This window comes from Faucicola mancuniensis (assembly GCF_046523945.1).
Lineage (GTDB): Bacteria > Pseudomonadota > Gammaproteobacteria > Pseudomonadales > Moraxellaceae > Faucicola > Faucicola mancuniensis.
Genome location: NZ_CP171363.1, coordinates 68220 through 82795 on the forward strand (window position 1 = coordinate 68220; position 14576 = coordinate 82795).

The 14576-nt window shown below is 39.8% G+C and carries 14 protein-coding genes; 4 read left to right on the top strand and 10 right to left on the bottom strand.

Features of this window, described 5'->3' with window-relative positions; all coding sequences use genetic code 11:
• Positions 1 to 19: 19 nt before the first annotated feature.
• Together ACGTJS_RS00280 and ACGTJS_RS00285 are read left to right on the top strand one after the other, a co-directional pair.
• Positions 20 to 1261 carry an NAD(P)H-dependent glycerol-3-phosphate dehydrogenase gene (locus tag ACGTJS_RS00280; RefSeq protein ID WP_410472452.1) on the top strand — a complete coding sequence of 414 codons (1242 nt, stop codon included), beginning with the start codon at positions 20 to 22 and terminating at the stop codon, positions 1259 to 1261.
• Between the two features lie 9 nt (positions 1262 to 1270).
• Entirely contained in the window at positions 1271 to 1819 is a 549-nt protein-coding gene (locus tag ACGTJS_RS00285; protein WP_410472430.1) for a Uma2 family endonuclease, read from the top strand.
• A gap of 200 nt (positions 1820 to 2019) precedes the next feature.
• Here ACGTJS_RS00285 and leuB read toward each other — a convergent pair whose 3' ends face one another.
• From leuB to leuC, 4 genes are all read right to left on the bottom strand, one after another.
• On the bottom strand, positions 2020 to 3090 hold the full coding sequence (gene leuB, locus ACGTJS_RS00290; RefSeq protein ID WP_315043908.1) for a 3-isopropylmalate dehydrogenase: 1071 nt from the start codon (positions 3088 to 3090) through the stop codon (positions 2020 to 2022).
• Between the two features lie 130 nt (positions 3091 to 3220).
• On the bottom strand, positions 3221 to 3532 hold the full coding sequence (locus ACGTJS_RS00295; protein WP_315043910.1) for a hypothetical protein: 312 nt from the start codon (positions 3530 to 3532) through the stop codon (positions 3221 to 3223).
• Positions 3533 to 3595: 63 nt separating this feature from the next.
• Positions 3596 to 4243: a 3-isopropylmalate dehydratase small subunit gene (gene leuD, locus ACGTJS_RS00300; RefSeq protein WP_315043912.1), complete on the bottom strand. Its 648-nt coding sequence runs from the start codon at positions 4241 to 4243 to the stop codon at positions 3596 to 3598.
• A gap of 10 nt (positions 4244 to 4253) precedes the next feature.
• Positions 4254 to 5684, bottom strand: coding sequence for a 3-isopropylmalate dehydratase large subunit (gene leuC / locus ACGTJS_RS00305; protein ID WP_410472453.1), 1431 nt, complete (start codon positions 5682 to 5684; stop codon positions 4254 to 4256).
• Between the two features lie 294 nt (positions 5685 to 5978).
• Between leuC and ACGTJS_RS00310 the strand changes: the two genes are divergently transcribed.
• Positions 5979 to 6869, top strand: coding sequence for a LysR family transcriptional regulator (locus tag ACGTJS_RS00310; protein ID WP_315043916.1), 891 nt, complete (start codon positions 5979 to 5981; stop codon positions 6867 to 6869).
• A 173-nt stretch (positions 6870 to 7042) separates the two neighbouring features.
• On the opposite strand, the gene ACGTJS_RS00315 is transcribed toward ACGTJS_RS00310, so the two are convergent.
• From ACGTJS_RS00315 to pyrC, 4 genes are all read right to left on the bottom strand, one after another.
• Positions 7043 to 7513, bottom strand: a complete 471-nt coding sequence (locus ACGTJS_RS00315; RefSeq protein ID WP_315043918.1) for an EamA family transporter — start codon at positions 7511 to 7513, stop codon at positions 7043 to 7045.
• A gap of 109 nt (positions 7514 to 7622) precedes the next feature.
• Positions 7623 to 8303 (bottom strand): ribonuclease T, encoded by a 681-nt coding sequence (gene rnt / locus ACGTJS_RS00320; RefSeq protein ID WP_410473294.1) that lies wholly within the window; start codon positions 8301 to 8303, stop codon positions 7623 to 7625.
• Positions 8304 to 8345: 42 nt separating this feature from the next.
• On the bottom strand, positions 8346 to 9431 hold the full coding sequence (locus ACGTJS_RS00325) for a hypothetical protein (protein WP_410472454.1): 1086 nt from the start codon (positions 9429 to 9431) through the stop codon (positions 8346 to 8348).
• 30 nt (positions 9432 to 9461) lie between these two features.
• The gene (gene pyrC, locus ACGTJS_RS00330; RefSeq protein ID WP_315043216.1) at positions 9462 to 10535 is read right to left on the bottom strand and encodes a dihydroorotase; all 1074 of its coding nucleotides are present in this window, start codon (positions 10533 to 10535) and stop codon (positions 9462 to 9464) included.
• 310 nt (positions 10536 to 10845) lie between these two features.
• Between pyrC and ACGTJS_RS00335 the strand changes: the two genes are divergently transcribed.
• Positions 10846 to 12081, top strand: coding sequence for an argininosuccinate synthase (locus tag ACGTJS_RS00335; protein WP_410472455.1), 1236 nt, complete (start codon positions 10846 to 10848; stop codon positions 12079 to 12081).
• A 61-nt stretch (positions 12082 to 12142) separates the two neighbouring features.
• On the opposite strand, the gene ACGTJS_RS00340 is transcribed toward ACGTJS_RS00335, so the two are convergent.
• Together ACGTJS_RS00340 and serS are read right to left on the bottom strand one after the other, a co-directional pair.
• The gene (locus tag ACGTJS_RS00340) at positions 12143 to 13039 is read right to left on the bottom strand and encodes a DegV family protein (protein WP_410472456.1); all 897 of its coding nucleotides are present in this window, start codon (positions 13037 to 13039) and stop codon (positions 12143 to 12145) included.
• Positions 13040 to 13202: 163 nt separating this feature from the next.
• Positions 13203 to 14471, bottom strand: a complete 1269-nt coding sequence (serS, locus tag ACGTJS_RS00345) for a serine--tRNA ligase (RefSeq protein ID WP_410472457.1) — start codon at positions 14469 to 14471, stop codon at positions 13203 to 13205.
• Positions 14472 to 14576: the final 105 nt, after the last annotated feature.

A 14576-nucleotide genomic window follows, 5' to 3' on the forward strand; every position in this document is an offset into this window, starting at 1 on the left:
ATTTTAAGAGCAAAATTTTATGAAAAAGCCGTTAGAAAATTTAAACCATTTAAACTTACAAAATCTAAAAAACGAAGCCTTACATTTAACAGAAAATTTTGGCGATAATTTAGAAATTTTACATTCAGGCAAAGAAAAAGCCAGTAAATTGGTTGGTGAGTTGCTACAAAATTTTAAAAACCGCAAAAACAAACCGCAAACCGATGACGATAACAAGGGCTTGACTGTGCCTTTGACGATGACGTTTTTGGGTGGGGGCAGTTTTGGCACAGCGATGGCGAACCTTGCCAGCCGTAACGGTTGCGATGCAACCTTGTGGGTGCGTGATAAACGCACTGTCAAAGCCATGCAAAAAACCCACATTAATAAAAAATATTTGCCTGATTTTAAATTGGATAAACGGTTAAAATTTTCACATGATTTGGAAGAAGCGGTTAAGGGCAAAGATATTATTTTTGTGGCGATTCCCAGTTCTGGTTTTCGTGAAATTTTGCAAAAAATCGCACCTTTTATCACATCGCAAGTCGTCATTTCTTTGACAAAAGGTATGGAAAAAGAAACCTTCGCCTTGATGAGCGAGATTATCAAAGAAGAGTTACCAAACGTGGCGTTTGGGGTGATGAGTGGTCCAAACCTTGCCAAAGAAATCATGAACAATATGCCAACGGCAACCGTGATTGCCAGTGAGTCCGAAGCGGTTCGCCATGCGGTGCAAGTGGCGTTACATGGGGCGTTTTTTCGGGTGTTTGGCAGTGATGATGTGGTAGGCGTGGAACTTGGCGGTGCGTTAAAAAACATCTATGCGATTGCGATGGGTATGGCGGGTGCGTACGAAGTTGGCGATAATACTAAAGCCATGATTTTGACCCGTGCGTTAGCGGAGATGAGCCGTTTTGGCGTTCATGCAGGGGCAAATCCTTTGACGTTTTTGGGCTTGTCTGGCGTGGGTGATTTGTACGCCACTTGTGCGTCCCCGCTAAGCCGAAATTATCAAGTTGGCAATATGCTTGGTAAGGGTTTAAGCCTTGAACAAGCGGTCAAAAAACTCGGACAAACGGCAGAAGGCATTAACACCATTCAGCAGGTGCATGAAAAAGCAAGCAAGGACGGTATTTATATGCCGATTACCCATGCGTTGTATGATATTATTTTTAATGAGCAAGCACCATTTGGCGTGGCGTTAGACTTGATGGAAAAAGGCTTTCGTAGTGATGTAGAATTTGTCATGCCACATGATAAAGTGAATGAAGACCTAAAATAAGGGGATTTTATGGCAAGTGCAATCACCAAACAAGAAGCGAGGCTATACACCTTAAATGATGTCAAAATTGCCGAAGAGAAAACAGGCGAAAAATATCAATTGATTGATGGGCGTATCTACTCAATGGCAGGTGCGTCCGAAAAGCACGTCGCCATTACAGGCAATATTAACACTTTGCTGAATATGCACTTTCGTGCCAACAAAATTGACTGCTTTCCTTATTCAAGCGATTTGGCTGTGTATTATAATGATAAAAATTATTATTATCCTGATATTGCGGTCAAATGTTTGGACGGTGAAATTAAAATCATTGTGGAAGTGTTGTCAAAATCTACGCACCAAGACGACCAAACTATAAAATTTGATAACTATATTTTGGCGTGCAAAGGTTTGCAAGAGTATGTGTTGGTTGAGCAAGATGTTATGCAAGTGATTGTTTATCGCAAAGAAGATGATTGGACGCTGGGGCATACTTACCGAGAAAAGTCGATTGTTGAGTTAAAAAGTATTGGATTTTCTACACCTATTGAAGAGTTTTATTATTGGGTCATGAAGTAAAAATTAATGGCAAATTTAATCTAAAAAGGTATAAATAATGCCTGATAGCTATCAATTTACCATTGATAAGGATAGTCTAATAAAACTTGCAAAAATGCGAATGAGTATGGATATTGATATGTATTTTGCAGTTTGTTAAAATTATCAAACAAAAAACCGCCAAAAATGACGGTTTTTTTACTTTTTGAATTGGTTAAAAATTACAACGCATCAACCACCGCTTGCCCCATTTGTGAGCAAGAAACCAACGTTGTGCCATCTTCATAAATGTCGCCTGTACGCAAGCCTTGTTCAAGCACTTTTTGCACCGCATTTTCCACTTGTTTGGCACGAGTTTCATCATTTAAACTATAGCGGAGCAACATCGCAAGTGACAAAATGGTCGCAAGTGGATTGGCTTTGTCTTGTCCTGCAATGTCTGGAGCAGAGCCGTGCGATGGCTCATACAAGCCTTTGCCATTTTCATCAAGGCTTGCCGATGGCAACATACCGATTGACCCTGTCAGCATAGACGCTTGGTCGCTCAAAATATCACCAAAAATATTGCCTGTCGCAATCACGTCAAACTGTTTTGGAGCTTTAACCAGTTGCATGGCACAGTTATCCACATACATATGGCTAAGTTCCACATCTGGATATTCGCTGGCAATTTCGCTAAAAATTTGTTTCCAAAGTTCGGTGGTTTCTAACACGTTGGCTTTATCTACCGAGCAGAGTTTTTTATTACGTTTTTGGGCAGATTGGAACGCCACATGAGCGATACGGCGGATTTCTGATTCGCTGTATTTCATGGTGTTAAAGCCTTCTTTTTCGCCATTTTCTAGCGTGCGAATGCCACGTGGTTCACCAAAATAAATATCACCTGTCAATTCACGCACGATTAAAACGTCAAGCCCTGCCACCACTTCAGGCTTTAGCGTTGATGCGTTGGCAAGTTCTTTGTACAAAATCGCAGGACGCAAATTTGCAAACAAATTCAAGTCCTTACGAATGGCAAGCAGTCCACGTTCAGGGCGTAATGGGCGGTCAAGGTTGTCATATTGTGGCGAACCAACTGCACCAAGTAGCACGGCATCGGCTTTTTTGCAAAGCTCTTGCGTAACGGCTGGATATGGCGAGCCGTGTTCGTCATAAGCCGAACCGCCTAGACTTGCGTATTCATAACGTGCGTCTAAGCCTTGTTCAATCAGCTTGTCCAATACTTTGACGGCTTGACCGATGATTTCTGGTCCAATGCCGTCGCCTTTTAAAACTGCGATAAGTTTTGACATAAGTTTTTTCCTTAGTAATTCAAATAAATATATTTTCGGTACATTCACCATATTTTATAAATAAAATTAGATATGGTTATAACTAATCTATTATTACTTTTATTACAAAATAAACTGATATTTTATTAACTTAATAACGATTAAACTCAATAGCATATCTATTATCAAATTGATAAAATACACCAAGTTTTTTCGGAGATAAAGTGCTTTTCACAGACACACAGCTTTTGTACTCTTCTAAAGTATTTAAAAAATCTACTTTCTCATATGGTAAATCACGACCATAATCAAGCATATAATATTTTTCTTTAGAATTAACAATATAGCAATAAGTCCCATTAGAACCACCGCAACCAAGTTCTATCTTGCCTTTTACAGTAATAGCTTTTGAAGTGTGTTTCGTTATATTAGGATACAAAAAATCATTAGCATAGCTAGGCAAAGAAATTATAAGAAAAGCAAATACAATAAATAATTTTTTTTCATATTATAATCTCTTAATAAATTAAGCCAAATCTTTAAAATTCCACGAACGTTCAACTTTAACTTTATTTTCAAAAGCTTCAATCGCATCACGATTTTGCAAAGTCAAACCAATATCGTCCAAACCATTTAGCAAACAATGCTTACGAAACGCATCAACCTCAAAGCCGTATTCTTTGCCACTTGGCGAAATCACCTTTTGATTTGGCAAATCAATGGTTAATTGATAGCCTTCGTTGGCAAAACATTCGTTGAATAATTCATCAACGTCCGCCTCGCTTAAAATCACAGGCAACATACCATTTTTAAAGCAGTTGTTAAAGAAAATATCAGCAAAACTTGGGGCAATCACCGTGCGAAAGCCATATTCTTCCAATGCCCAAGGGGCGTGTTCACGGCTTGAGCCACAGCCAAAATTTTCACGAGCCAGCAAAATGCTTGCTCCTTGATAGCGTGGCTGATTTAGCACAAAATCGGGGTTTTTTGGGCGTTTGTGATTGTCTTGACCCAAATAGCCTTCGTCCATATAGCGAAGTTCGTCAAACAGATTTACGCCAAAACCTGTGCGTTTGATGGATTTTAAAAACTGCTTTGGAATAATCAAATCGGTATCCACATTTGAGCGGTCTAGTGGGGCAACGATGCCCTGTTCGGTGGTGTATTTTTTCATGTTATTCTCCTTAAAAACTTCTCACATCCACAAAATGCCCTGCAATCGCCGCCGCTGCCGCCATCGCAGGAGACACCAAATGCGTACGACCGCCATTACCTTGACGACCTTCAAAGTTTCGGTTAGAAGTGCTGGCACAATGCTCTTTGGGTTGCAATTTATCAGCATTCATCGCAAGGCACATCGAACAGCCCGGTTCACGCCATTCAAAGCCTGCATCAGTAAAGATTTTATCAAGTCCTTCTTGCTCTGCTTGTTGTTTGACAAGTCCAGAACCTGCCACCACAATGGCTTCTTTGACCGTATCGGCAACTTTGCGACCTTTGATTACATCTGCCGCCGAACGCAAATCTTCAATGCGTGAGTTGGTGCAAGAACCGATAAAAATACGGTCAAGTTTAATATCACCAATGGCTTGTCCTGCGTTTAGCCCCATGTATTCATAGGCACGAGTCCACGCATTTTTTTGTACGTCATCTTTTGCCATGTCAAGCGTTGGCACGGTTTGGGTGATATCCACCACCATCTCAGGCGATGTTCCCCAAGACACTTGTGGAGCAATCTCACTACCGTCCATCTCAATGACCGTATCAAACACCGCATCAGCGTCTGAATGCAAGGTTTTCCAGTAGGCGACCGCTTTGTCCCAATTTTCGCCTGTTGGGGCATAAGGGCGACCCTTGACGTATTCAATCGTGGTATCGTCCACCGCCACCATGCCGACCCTTGCCCCTGCTTCAATCGCCATATTACACACCGTCATGCGACCTTCCATGCTCATGTCGGCAAACACTTGTCCACCAAATTCCATCGCATGGCCTGTACCGCCTGCCGTGCCGATTTTGGCAATGATGGCAAGCACCACATCTTTTGGCGTAACCCCTGCCCCCAATTTGCCATTGACTTTAATCAGCATATTTTTCATTTTCTTTTGCACAAGGCATTGCGTGGCTAAAACGTGTTCAACTTCAGACGTGCCAATGCCATGAGCCAAACAGCCCAACGCCCCATGCGTAGCGGTATGGCTATCACCACAAACCACCGTCATACCTGGTAATACAAGCCCTTGTTCAGGGCTGACAACGTGAACAATGCCTTGACGCACATCATTAATTGTAAATTCGGTGATGTTAAATTTTTGGCAGTTTTCGTCTAAGGTTTTGACTTGAATACGAGACGTTTCGTCTTTGATACCGCTGACACCTTCTGAGCGTTCTTTGCTCACAGTTGGCACGTTGTGGTCTGGCGTTGCCACATTGGCAGACAAACGCCAAGGCTGACGATTTGCCAACTCCAAACCTTCAAAGGCTTGTGGGCTAGTCACTTCGTGCAACAAATGACGGTCAATATAAATCAAACTTGAGCCGTCATCACGCTGTAATACTAAGTGGTCTTGCCAAAGTTTGTCGTAAAGGGTTTTGCCTGTTGTGCTATTTGCCATTGGGTATTTCCTTAATTTTGTTAAATATTTTAAGATATACTTTAAAATAAAATGGTTAAAAAAACAAGATAGTGGCATTATAACAGAAAATTTTGATAAATTTAATTGATGATTTTTATATTTTAAAAAACTTTTGGGAATTATTGTTAAAGTTGGTAAAAAAACTTGAGTTTATGTGGAACTTCTATATAATAATATTTAATGTATTTTTTTAAGTTAAAAACTTTTATTTATGTAAAAATTGATTTTTTTTGGCAAAATCTGTGTTTTTTAAGCGTTTTTTAAGGATATAGTATGAATACCACCAATCTCAACACCTTTTTGGCAGTTATGCAGACAGGCAGTATTTCCCAAGCGGCGGATAAACTCTTTATCACGCAACCTGCCGTCAGCAAACGTATCAAAAATTTGGAAGATGAGTTTAACGTAACGCTATTTGACACGGTGGGGCGGGGCATTATCCCAACGCAAGCAGCACACGATTTGATGCCACACGCCAAACGCTGGCTTGATGATTATGATAATCTAAAAATCAACCTAAAAAGCCGTCAGCAGTCAGTATCTGGCAAATTGGTGATTGGCACGAGCCATCATATCGGTCTGCACCATTTGCCTGCGGTGTTGCAACAGTTTATCCAAAATTACCCAACGGTGCAACTAGAAGTGCATTTTGTGGACAGCGAAGAAGCACACAAAGCAGTGTTAGACGGTGATTTGTCCATGGCATTCTTGACCTTGCCACCTGTGTATGATAAGCGTTTAAACTATCATACCCTTTGGTCTGACCCATTGCATTTTGTAACTGGAACGCTGTCGCCACTTGCCCAAAAAATGAATGTTACGCTTGAACAACTTGCCAATTATCCTGCGATTTTGCCTGCGGCAAATACTTTTACCAGTCAAATTACGCTGTCAGAATTTGCCAAACATAACCTAAAACCGTATGCGACCATGAGTACCAATCCGCTTGAGTCTATCCGTATGTTGGTGTCGGTGGGGCTTGGTTGGTCGGTATTGCCACAGACGCTTATCAGTGCGGATTTACAGCCTGTGCATATGGAAAAACCGCTAGAGATGCAACGTTATCTTGGTTTAGTTACCAATCCAAATATTACCATATCCGCCAGTATGTCGGCGTTGTTGGATATGTTGGGTGTGAAGTTAGATAAAAAACAAGATGATTGAGAAATGAAAAGCTGATTGTAAAATCGGCTTTTTTTATGTTTGAAATATATCAAAAGTTAAACACTATCCAATCATTAAGACCAGATTTATGTCCAATTTACAATTATAGTAAATATTGATTGGCTGATAAATTGTAAAAAATTTGCCCATCATTTAGAAATTTATGGCAATGTTTAATGCGATTTTTTGGCATTTGCCGACCCCAAATAAATCGCAAACATAGTTAAACACGCCCCAAGCCATTGCACGCTCACGATATTTTTATTTAAATAAAAATAATCAATCAACAAGGCAACAACAGGTTCGCTTAATAATAACAAACCTGTCAAAGCCAGCGACAAACGTGGAATACTATACGCAATCAGCCCCCACGCCAAACATTGTCCAATCGCTCCATAAGCGATAATCAAGCCAACTTCTATTAAGTTTTTTGGTAAAATTTTACCAAAATCAAATATGAACATCGGCAACAATAACGCCAACACACCGCCAACGCTAACTAAACCCATAAGCGGAAAAATGGCAATATCCTTATTTGTGATATGGTTTTCGGCTTGGTGGGCTTTACGAATGTAAGTCATTGACCCTGCTAACATTGCACCAGATAATATCAGGTTCAAATGTTTGGTTTTCAATTTCGGCAACCATTTGTTGATAAACTTTATCAGATTGTTTGATTTAAGTTTCTGACATTTTTTCTTCTAAAACACTAAATTTTTTAGCCATTAGATTAATCCTAAAAATACTCAATTTTTACTCACTTGTCAAATTTTCATCATCATCATTTTTATTGATAAAATTCGGCACAAGCATGGGATAATTGTTCAAAATATGACAAAACAATTCTGCCGTTTTTTGTGTATCATACAGAGCGGAATGGGCTTCACTACCGCTAAACTCAATGCCCGCAAACTGACACGCACGAGCCAACACTGTCTGCCCAAACGCCAACGCTGACAAGGTAACCGTATCAAGCACCGAAAACTGATGAAATTGACTTTGATTTTTGGTATGCGTACGCTCAATAATCGCATTCAAAAATCCCAAATCAAAATGGGCGTTATGCCCCACCAAAATACATTTGGTGCATTGGGTCTGTTGTCGCACCGTTTTTAGGTGTTTAAAAATGCGTTTCATGGCGGTTTTTTCATCTTCAGCAATCGCTTTTCGCATGGGATTATCAGGGTTAATGCCTGTAAATTCCAACGCTCGCTGTTCCAAATTCGCCCCTGCAAACGGCTCAATATGGGCGTTTACCGCTTCACCTGCATAAAATTTGCCGTCATCGTCCATAAGAATGGGAATACAGGCGATTTCAAGTAAAGCATCCGTTTTGGCGTTAAAACCTGCGGTTTCCACGTCCACCACCACAGGCAGATAATGGCGAAATCGCCCAGAGATTTTGGTGGAAATATTAGGTGTTGTTAAAGACATTTCATCTGTCATTTGATATAACTCATTTATAGTTTTATGGGATTATTTATTTAACGGACAAATTGATAAAAAATTTAAACAATTATCTGCGACCGCCTTATCATTATTATATTTATTCACTAATGGGTATAAGGCTTTTTTTAACTGTTCACGAGCAATTTGCCAAGTTTGTTTTGGCGTATCGTCTTCATCAAGTTTATTCACAGGATAGTTTTTATCACGCTCACTTTGGCTCATTTGTAAAAATGCCAAATAGGTTTTTGCATTTTTAACAAATGGACTATTAGGCATTTTGGCAACTTTTTGTAAGCTGATTAAATCCTTTTTATCATACATTGTTGTGATATCATCATCTGTCCATTGCGTATTGTCCGAACCAAAAAATAGCTGATATTGATAAAAGATACCCAACTGATTTGCCGATGATTTTAATGCACTGTTTGGGTATTTTTTGTTAAAATTTTCCCAAAAAACAATCGTTTCAATGATGTCATCATAGTGCCAAGTGATACCTGCATCGTTAAAAAATGCTTCTTGGGCGTCTTTAGCAATACGCTTAAGATAAGTCGCTTGGTCGTCATGCAGATAAGGGGCAAAAATATCAACTGTTGTTTTGAGTTGATACCAAAGCGAAAAATAGCCTTCACCTTCGTTATATAAAATAATTTCAGAGTTGCCAAGTAATTGGGCAAGATATTTGGCTCTTGGGCTTAAATTTTTGTAACCTTTGAGATTGGCTTTGCCATGTTTGTAATAATCATCTGCCAAAACGTATAAATCTTCGCCTTCGTCATTATCGGTTTCGACATCGACAATAGGCAATGAAGTGAATTTATCGTACATTTCGCTATGCTGATTTACCCAAATTAACAGTTGTTTGTTATCGGCAGATTTTACGCAGTATTTCAAATCTTGATTGATTTGGTGAATGTTGTCAATGGTAGTTTTGGTGTTGACTGCTTTCATGCGTTTGCTGATACCTTGACAAAAAGCAGGACCTTTTTCGGTTGTACTAGTTGTCATTGGCATTGCTTTTGACGTTGCAGTTTGGGCGGTTGCCAAATTAGGTAAAAATGTGGGTAAAGCCAACAATCCTAGTCCAACTGCTATATATTTTAAGTTTAACATCATTCACCTTTTATTTATTTTTAATAAAAATTAAACAGCAAACCCAAACGGCAACACTTTCCAATCCAACATTTGCCCTGCCATCAGTGGTGTTAAAGTTTTATTACCCACATATTCATAATTTTCAGGCACTTGCCATGACTCACGCACAAGCGTAACCTTATCGCTATTCACAGGCAAACCATAAAATTTTGCCCCATTAATACTGGTAAAGTTTTCCAAATTTTCCAATTTTCCAACACTGTCAAACGCTTGAGCGTACAGTGATAACGCAAACGGAGCAGAATAACAACCCGCACAACCGCACGCATTTTCTTTGGTGTGCGTGGCATGTGGGGCAGAATCCGTACCGATAAAAAACTTCGGATTGCCACTGGTCGCCACGTCTAACAATACTTCTTGATGACTTTGACGTTTGAGAATTGGCAAACAGTAAAAATGCGGTTTTACCCCGCCGACTAGCAAATGATTGCGATTAAACAACAAATGTTGTGGCGTAATCGTTGCAGCTATGTTTTTGCTTTGAGAAATGACAAAATCCGCCGCATCGCTTGTAGTAATGTGTTCAAACACGATTTTTAGTTTAGGAAATTTAACAATTAAATGCGTCAAAACTTCATCAATAAAGCGTTTTTCACGGTCAAAGATATCCACATGATTGTGCGTCACTTCGCCATGCACCAGCAATGGTAAGCCGATACTTTCCATTTTGGCGAATACATCGGTGCAGTTGTTAATATTGGTAACGCCGTCTGCTGAGTTGGTAGTCGCCCCTGCTGGGTAGAGTTTTACCGCTTTTACCACGCCAGAATCTACCGCATCTTGAATATCTTGTGGCGTTAAATTTTCGGTCAGATACAGCACCATCAACGGCTCAAACTGTTGGCTAATGCTATCGGTCGGCACGTTTGCCAAAATCCGCTCACGGTAGGCGATGGCATCTTGGGTAGTTTTGACAGGTGGGACAAGATTCGGCATACAAATCGCACGGCGAAATTGGCTCGCAACGTGGGGAACGGTGGTTTTTAGTGCGTCATTGTCTCGTAAATGAATATGCCAGTCGTCTGGAGCGGTGATGGTTAGGGTTTGGATTTGTTCAGTCATGGTCGTGCTACTTATTGTTTTCAATAAAATTTTGCAAAAATAAAGGTGAAATGATACCAGTTTTGGCAAAAAAACAACATAACTAAAACAGATTTTTTTTACAAAACGTAAAATAAAGCGACATTTTATGTCGTATTGATGGTTTTTTAACAAAAATTTTTGACAAAATAAAAATGATAATAAAAAGTTATATTTATGCCAATGATTATTTTTTAAATTTTATGCTTTTTAACTTATATTTTGATAAAAATTAGGTTACAATCGTTCTATTATTTTAATCATTTTTTTAACAAAAACTCGGAGAAAATTTATGTCAAATAATGCGTCAAACGACATCAAAAAAATCGTCCTTGCCTATTCTGGCGGTTTGGACACATCGGTGATTTTAAAATGGTTGCAAGAAACCTACAACGCTGAAGTTATCACCTTTACTGCGGATTTGGGGCAAGGCGAAGAAGTTGAACCTGCTCGTGCCAAAGCCGAAGCAATGGGCGTAAAACACATTCATATTGAAGATTTGCGTGAAGAATTTGCTCGTGATTTTGTGTTCCCTATGTTCCGTGCCAATGCCATTTATGAAGGTGAATATCTGCTAGGTACGTCAATCGCTCGTCCGTTGATTGCCAAACGTTTAGCCGAAATCGCCAAAGAACACAACGCTGATGCGGTTTCGCACGGTGCGACAGGCAAAGGCAACGACCAAGTGCGTTTTGAGTTAGGTGTTGATGCATTAGACCCAAATATCAAAACCATTGCCCCTTGGCGTATTTGGGATTTGACCAGCCGTGAAACCTTGATGAAATATGCCGAAGAGCATAATATTCCGATTGATTTTTCATCAAGCAAGAAAAAATCACCGTACTCAATGGACGCAAATTTATTGCACATTTCGTATGAAGGTGGCGTGTTAGAAGACCCATTGACCGAAGCCGAAGAATCTATGTGGCGTTGGTCGGTCAGCCCAGAACAAGCCCCTGACACCCCAGAATACATTGAATTGACCTATAAAGCAGGCGATATTGTGGCGGTGAATGGCAAAACGATGAAACCGCATGAAGTCATGATTAAATTAAACGAGCTTGGCGGAAAACACGGTATCGGCCGCCTTGACATCGTGGAAAACCGCTATGTCGGCATGAAATCTCGTGGCTGCTACGAAACCCCAGCAGGCACAATCATGCTAAAAGCCCACCGAGCCATTGAATCTATCACGCTTGACCGTGAAGCCGCTCACCTAAAAGACGAGCTAATGCCACGCTATGCCGAAATTATCTACAACGGCTACTGGTGGAGTCCAGAACGCAAAATGTTGCAAGCGTTGATTGACGAAAGCCAAAAAGATGTTGATGGTTTGGTACGTTTAAAACTGTACAAAGGCAACGTAATTGTGGTCGGTCGTGATTCTGAAAAATCGCTATTTGACAGCAAAATCTCAACATTTGAAGATGATGCAGGTTCTTACAACCAAAAACACGCTGAAGGCTTTATCCGTTTGAACAGTTTACGTTTGTCAATCGGTGCAAAAAAAGGTCGTAAAATGAACTAATTTTTTAAAAAAATTATTCATAAAACAAAAAGGCAATTTTTGATAAATTGCCTTTTTTGATTTATTGATGTTGAAACAAGTGTCCAGAGTTTGGAATATATTTAACAAACACACCAAATCCAACGGTATTAGTCCCATGCGTTGCTACTGATGTCGGTGAAACAGGCGTTACCAACACATTGTCCAAACCAAGTCTATCATGAATGACTTGCTTGGTGTATTCCACCAAATTGGGATTGCCAGCATTTAATAGATAAGGCAAGCAATATTTATCACCAACCAAATCACCAATGCCATCAACCATAAATTGAATGGCTCGCTCTATTTTTCTTACCTTTTGTACGGCTTCAATTTTGCCATCTTTTTGGATTTCTAACATGGGCTTGATGTCAAATAAATTGGCAAACAAACCTGCAGGGGCAGATAAACGTTTACTTTTTATCAAATAACTCAAATCGTCTACCACAAATAACGCTTGATGATGATTGTTTAATAAAGTCAAATGTTGTTCAATTTCGGAAATGGATTGACCGTTTAAAAACATTTCATTGGCGTCTAAAGCCATAATGCCTTGGGCAAAATTGACTTGCTTTGAATCCAAAACCCAAATTTTCATGGCGGTTTGGGTATTGGCTAAAAATTGGTCTTTGACACGGCTTATCATTTCAAAACTTTGGCTTAGGCGTGCTGAGTGGGTGATAATGAGTACTTCATCGTAGTTTTGGGCATTTAATTCATGTAAAATTTGTAAAACTTCGGCATCACTTGCGGGGGCTGTGGACATGGTGGTGTTGCTATGTTCCCAAATCATTTTTTGTAATTTATCAATGGAAATATTATGACCGTCCAAAAAACTGACGTTATTGATGGTTAAATGTTGATGAATAGAGCGGATGTTGTGGTTGACATTAAGATAGTCCAAACAGGACGTTGAAGTTGTTAAGACGATACGTTTCATGACGAATCCATTGTTAATTTTAATTACAATACAAATTAATATTTTTAAGAAATAAAAAATAACCAAGTTTAATTTGTATTGTAACAAAAATTAAAAGCAAATGGCATACTTTTGTTAAAAGAAATTGCCATTTGCTGATTTTCAAGGACAAACGGTGTGATGATTAACCAATTACATCACAGCCCATATATGGACGTAACACTTCTGGCACGGTAATTGTACCGTCCGCATTTTGGTAATTTTCCATAATCGCAAGCAAGGTGCGACCGACCGCAAGCCCAGAGCCGTTTAGCGTATGAACCAGTTCGGTTTTTTTGCTGTCTTTGGTTTTAAAGCGAGCTTGCATACGGCGAGCCTGAAAGTCGCCACAGTTTGAACAGCTAGAGATTTCACGATAAGTATCTTGGCTAGGTAGCCACACTTCAATGTCATAAGTTTTGACGGCACTAAAGCCCATATCACCGCCACACAGCACAATGACACGATACGGCAAGCCCAGTTGTTGTAGCACAAATTCGGCTTGTGCGGTCATTTCTTCTAATGCGTCCATTGATTTATCAGGGTGGACGATTTGCACCATTTCCACTTTTTCAAACTGATGTTGGCGAATTAGACCACGAGTATCACGCCCTGCTGAACCTGCTTCACTGCGAAAACAAGGCGTGTGAGCGGTGAGTTTAATTGGCAAATCGTTATCGTTTAAAATGGTATCACGCACCGTATTGGTTAGCGGAACTTCTGACGTTGGAATCAGATAATAGTCTTTTTCACCACGCAATTTGAACAAATCTTCTTCAAACTTTGGCAACTGCCCTGTACCTTGCAAACTGTCGGCATTCACCATATACGGCACATACATTTCGGTATAACCACGCTCCAAATGCGTGTTTAACATAAAATGTACCAACGCACGGTTAAGTTTGGCAAGCTGACCTTTTAATGTGCTAAAGCGTGAACCTGTCAATTTGCTAGCAAGCTCAAAATCCAACAATCCCAACGCTTCGCCCAAATCAGAATGGTCTTTGATATCAAAATCAAACGTGCGTGGCGTTCCCCATTTGCGGATTTCTACATTGTCATTTTCATCATTGCCCGCAGGTACGCTGTCATCAGGCAAGTTTGGCATTGCTAAAGACGCTTGCAAAATGGTGTCTTGCAAGGTTTTGAGTTCATCTTCGGCTTGTTTCATATTATTACTGATGGTTTGCATTTGTGCCATCAATTCATCGGTATTTTCGCCGTTGCGTTTCATTTCACCGACTTTTTTTGCCCCTGCATTTTTTTGGGCTTGCAATTCTTCGGTTTTGACTTGAATGGCTTTGCGTTTTTCTTCTATATCTTGCCAAAAGGCTTTGTCCAGCGTTACGCCACGTTTGGCAAGTTTTTGTTCAACCACATCAAGGTCAAATCGCAATAATTTGGTATCAATCATAATCGCTCTCTTTCTCGTTTGAAAAATATTGTTGTGAAAAAAAATATTGCCTATCATAACAAGATTACGCCAAATTTTCACCGTTTCGCCCCAATTTTTTAAAAA

Bases quoted from the DNA above. Each gene is read 5' to 3' on its own strand.
- ACGTJS_RS00285 (WP_410472430.1), top strand. From the start codon at position 1,271: ATGGCAAGTGCAATCACCAAACAAGAAGCGAGGCTATACACCTTAAAT.
- serS (WP_410472457.1), bottom strand. From the start codon at position 14,471: ATGATTGATACCAAATTATTGCGATTTGACCTTGATGTGGTTGAACAA.
- leuB (WP_315043908.1), bottom strand. From the start codon at position 3,090: ATGTCAAAACTTATCGCAGTTTTAAAAGGCGACGGCATTGGACCAGAA.
- rnt (WP_410473294.1), bottom strand. From the start codon at position 8,303: ATGTCTTTAACAACACCTAATATTTCCACCAAAATCTCTGGGCGATTT.
- leuD (WP_315043912.1), bottom strand. From the start codon at position 4,243: ATGAAAAAATACACCACCGAACAGGGCATCGTTGCCCCACTAGACCGC.
- leuC (WP_410472453.1), bottom strand. From the start codon at position 5,684: ATGGCAAATAGCACAACAGGCAAAACCCTTTACGACAAACTTTGGCAA.
- ACGTJS_RS00325 (WP_410472454.1), bottom strand. From the start codon at position 9,431: ATGTTAAACTTAAAATATATAGCAGTTGGACTAGGATTGTTGGCTTTA.
- ACGTJS_RS00335 (WP_410472455.1), top strand. From the start codon at position 10,846: ATGTCAAATAATGCGTCAAACGACATCAAAAAAATCGTCCTTGCCTAT.
- ACGTJS_RS00340 (WP_410472456.1), bottom strand. From the start codon at position 13,039: ATGAAACGTATCGTCTTAACAACTTCAACGTCCTGTTTGGACTATCTT.
- pyrC (WP_315043216.1), bottom strand. From the start codon at position 10,535: ATGACTGAACAAATCCAAACCCTAACCATCACCGCTCCAGACGACTGG.
- ACGTJS_RS00280 (WP_410472452.1), top strand. From the start codon at position 20: ATGAAAAAGCCGTTAGAAAATTTAAACCATTTAAACTTACAAAATCTA.
- ACGTJS_RS00310 (WP_315043916.1), top strand. From the start codon at position 5,979: ATGAATACCACCAATCTCAACACCTTTTTGGCAGTTATGCAGACAGGC.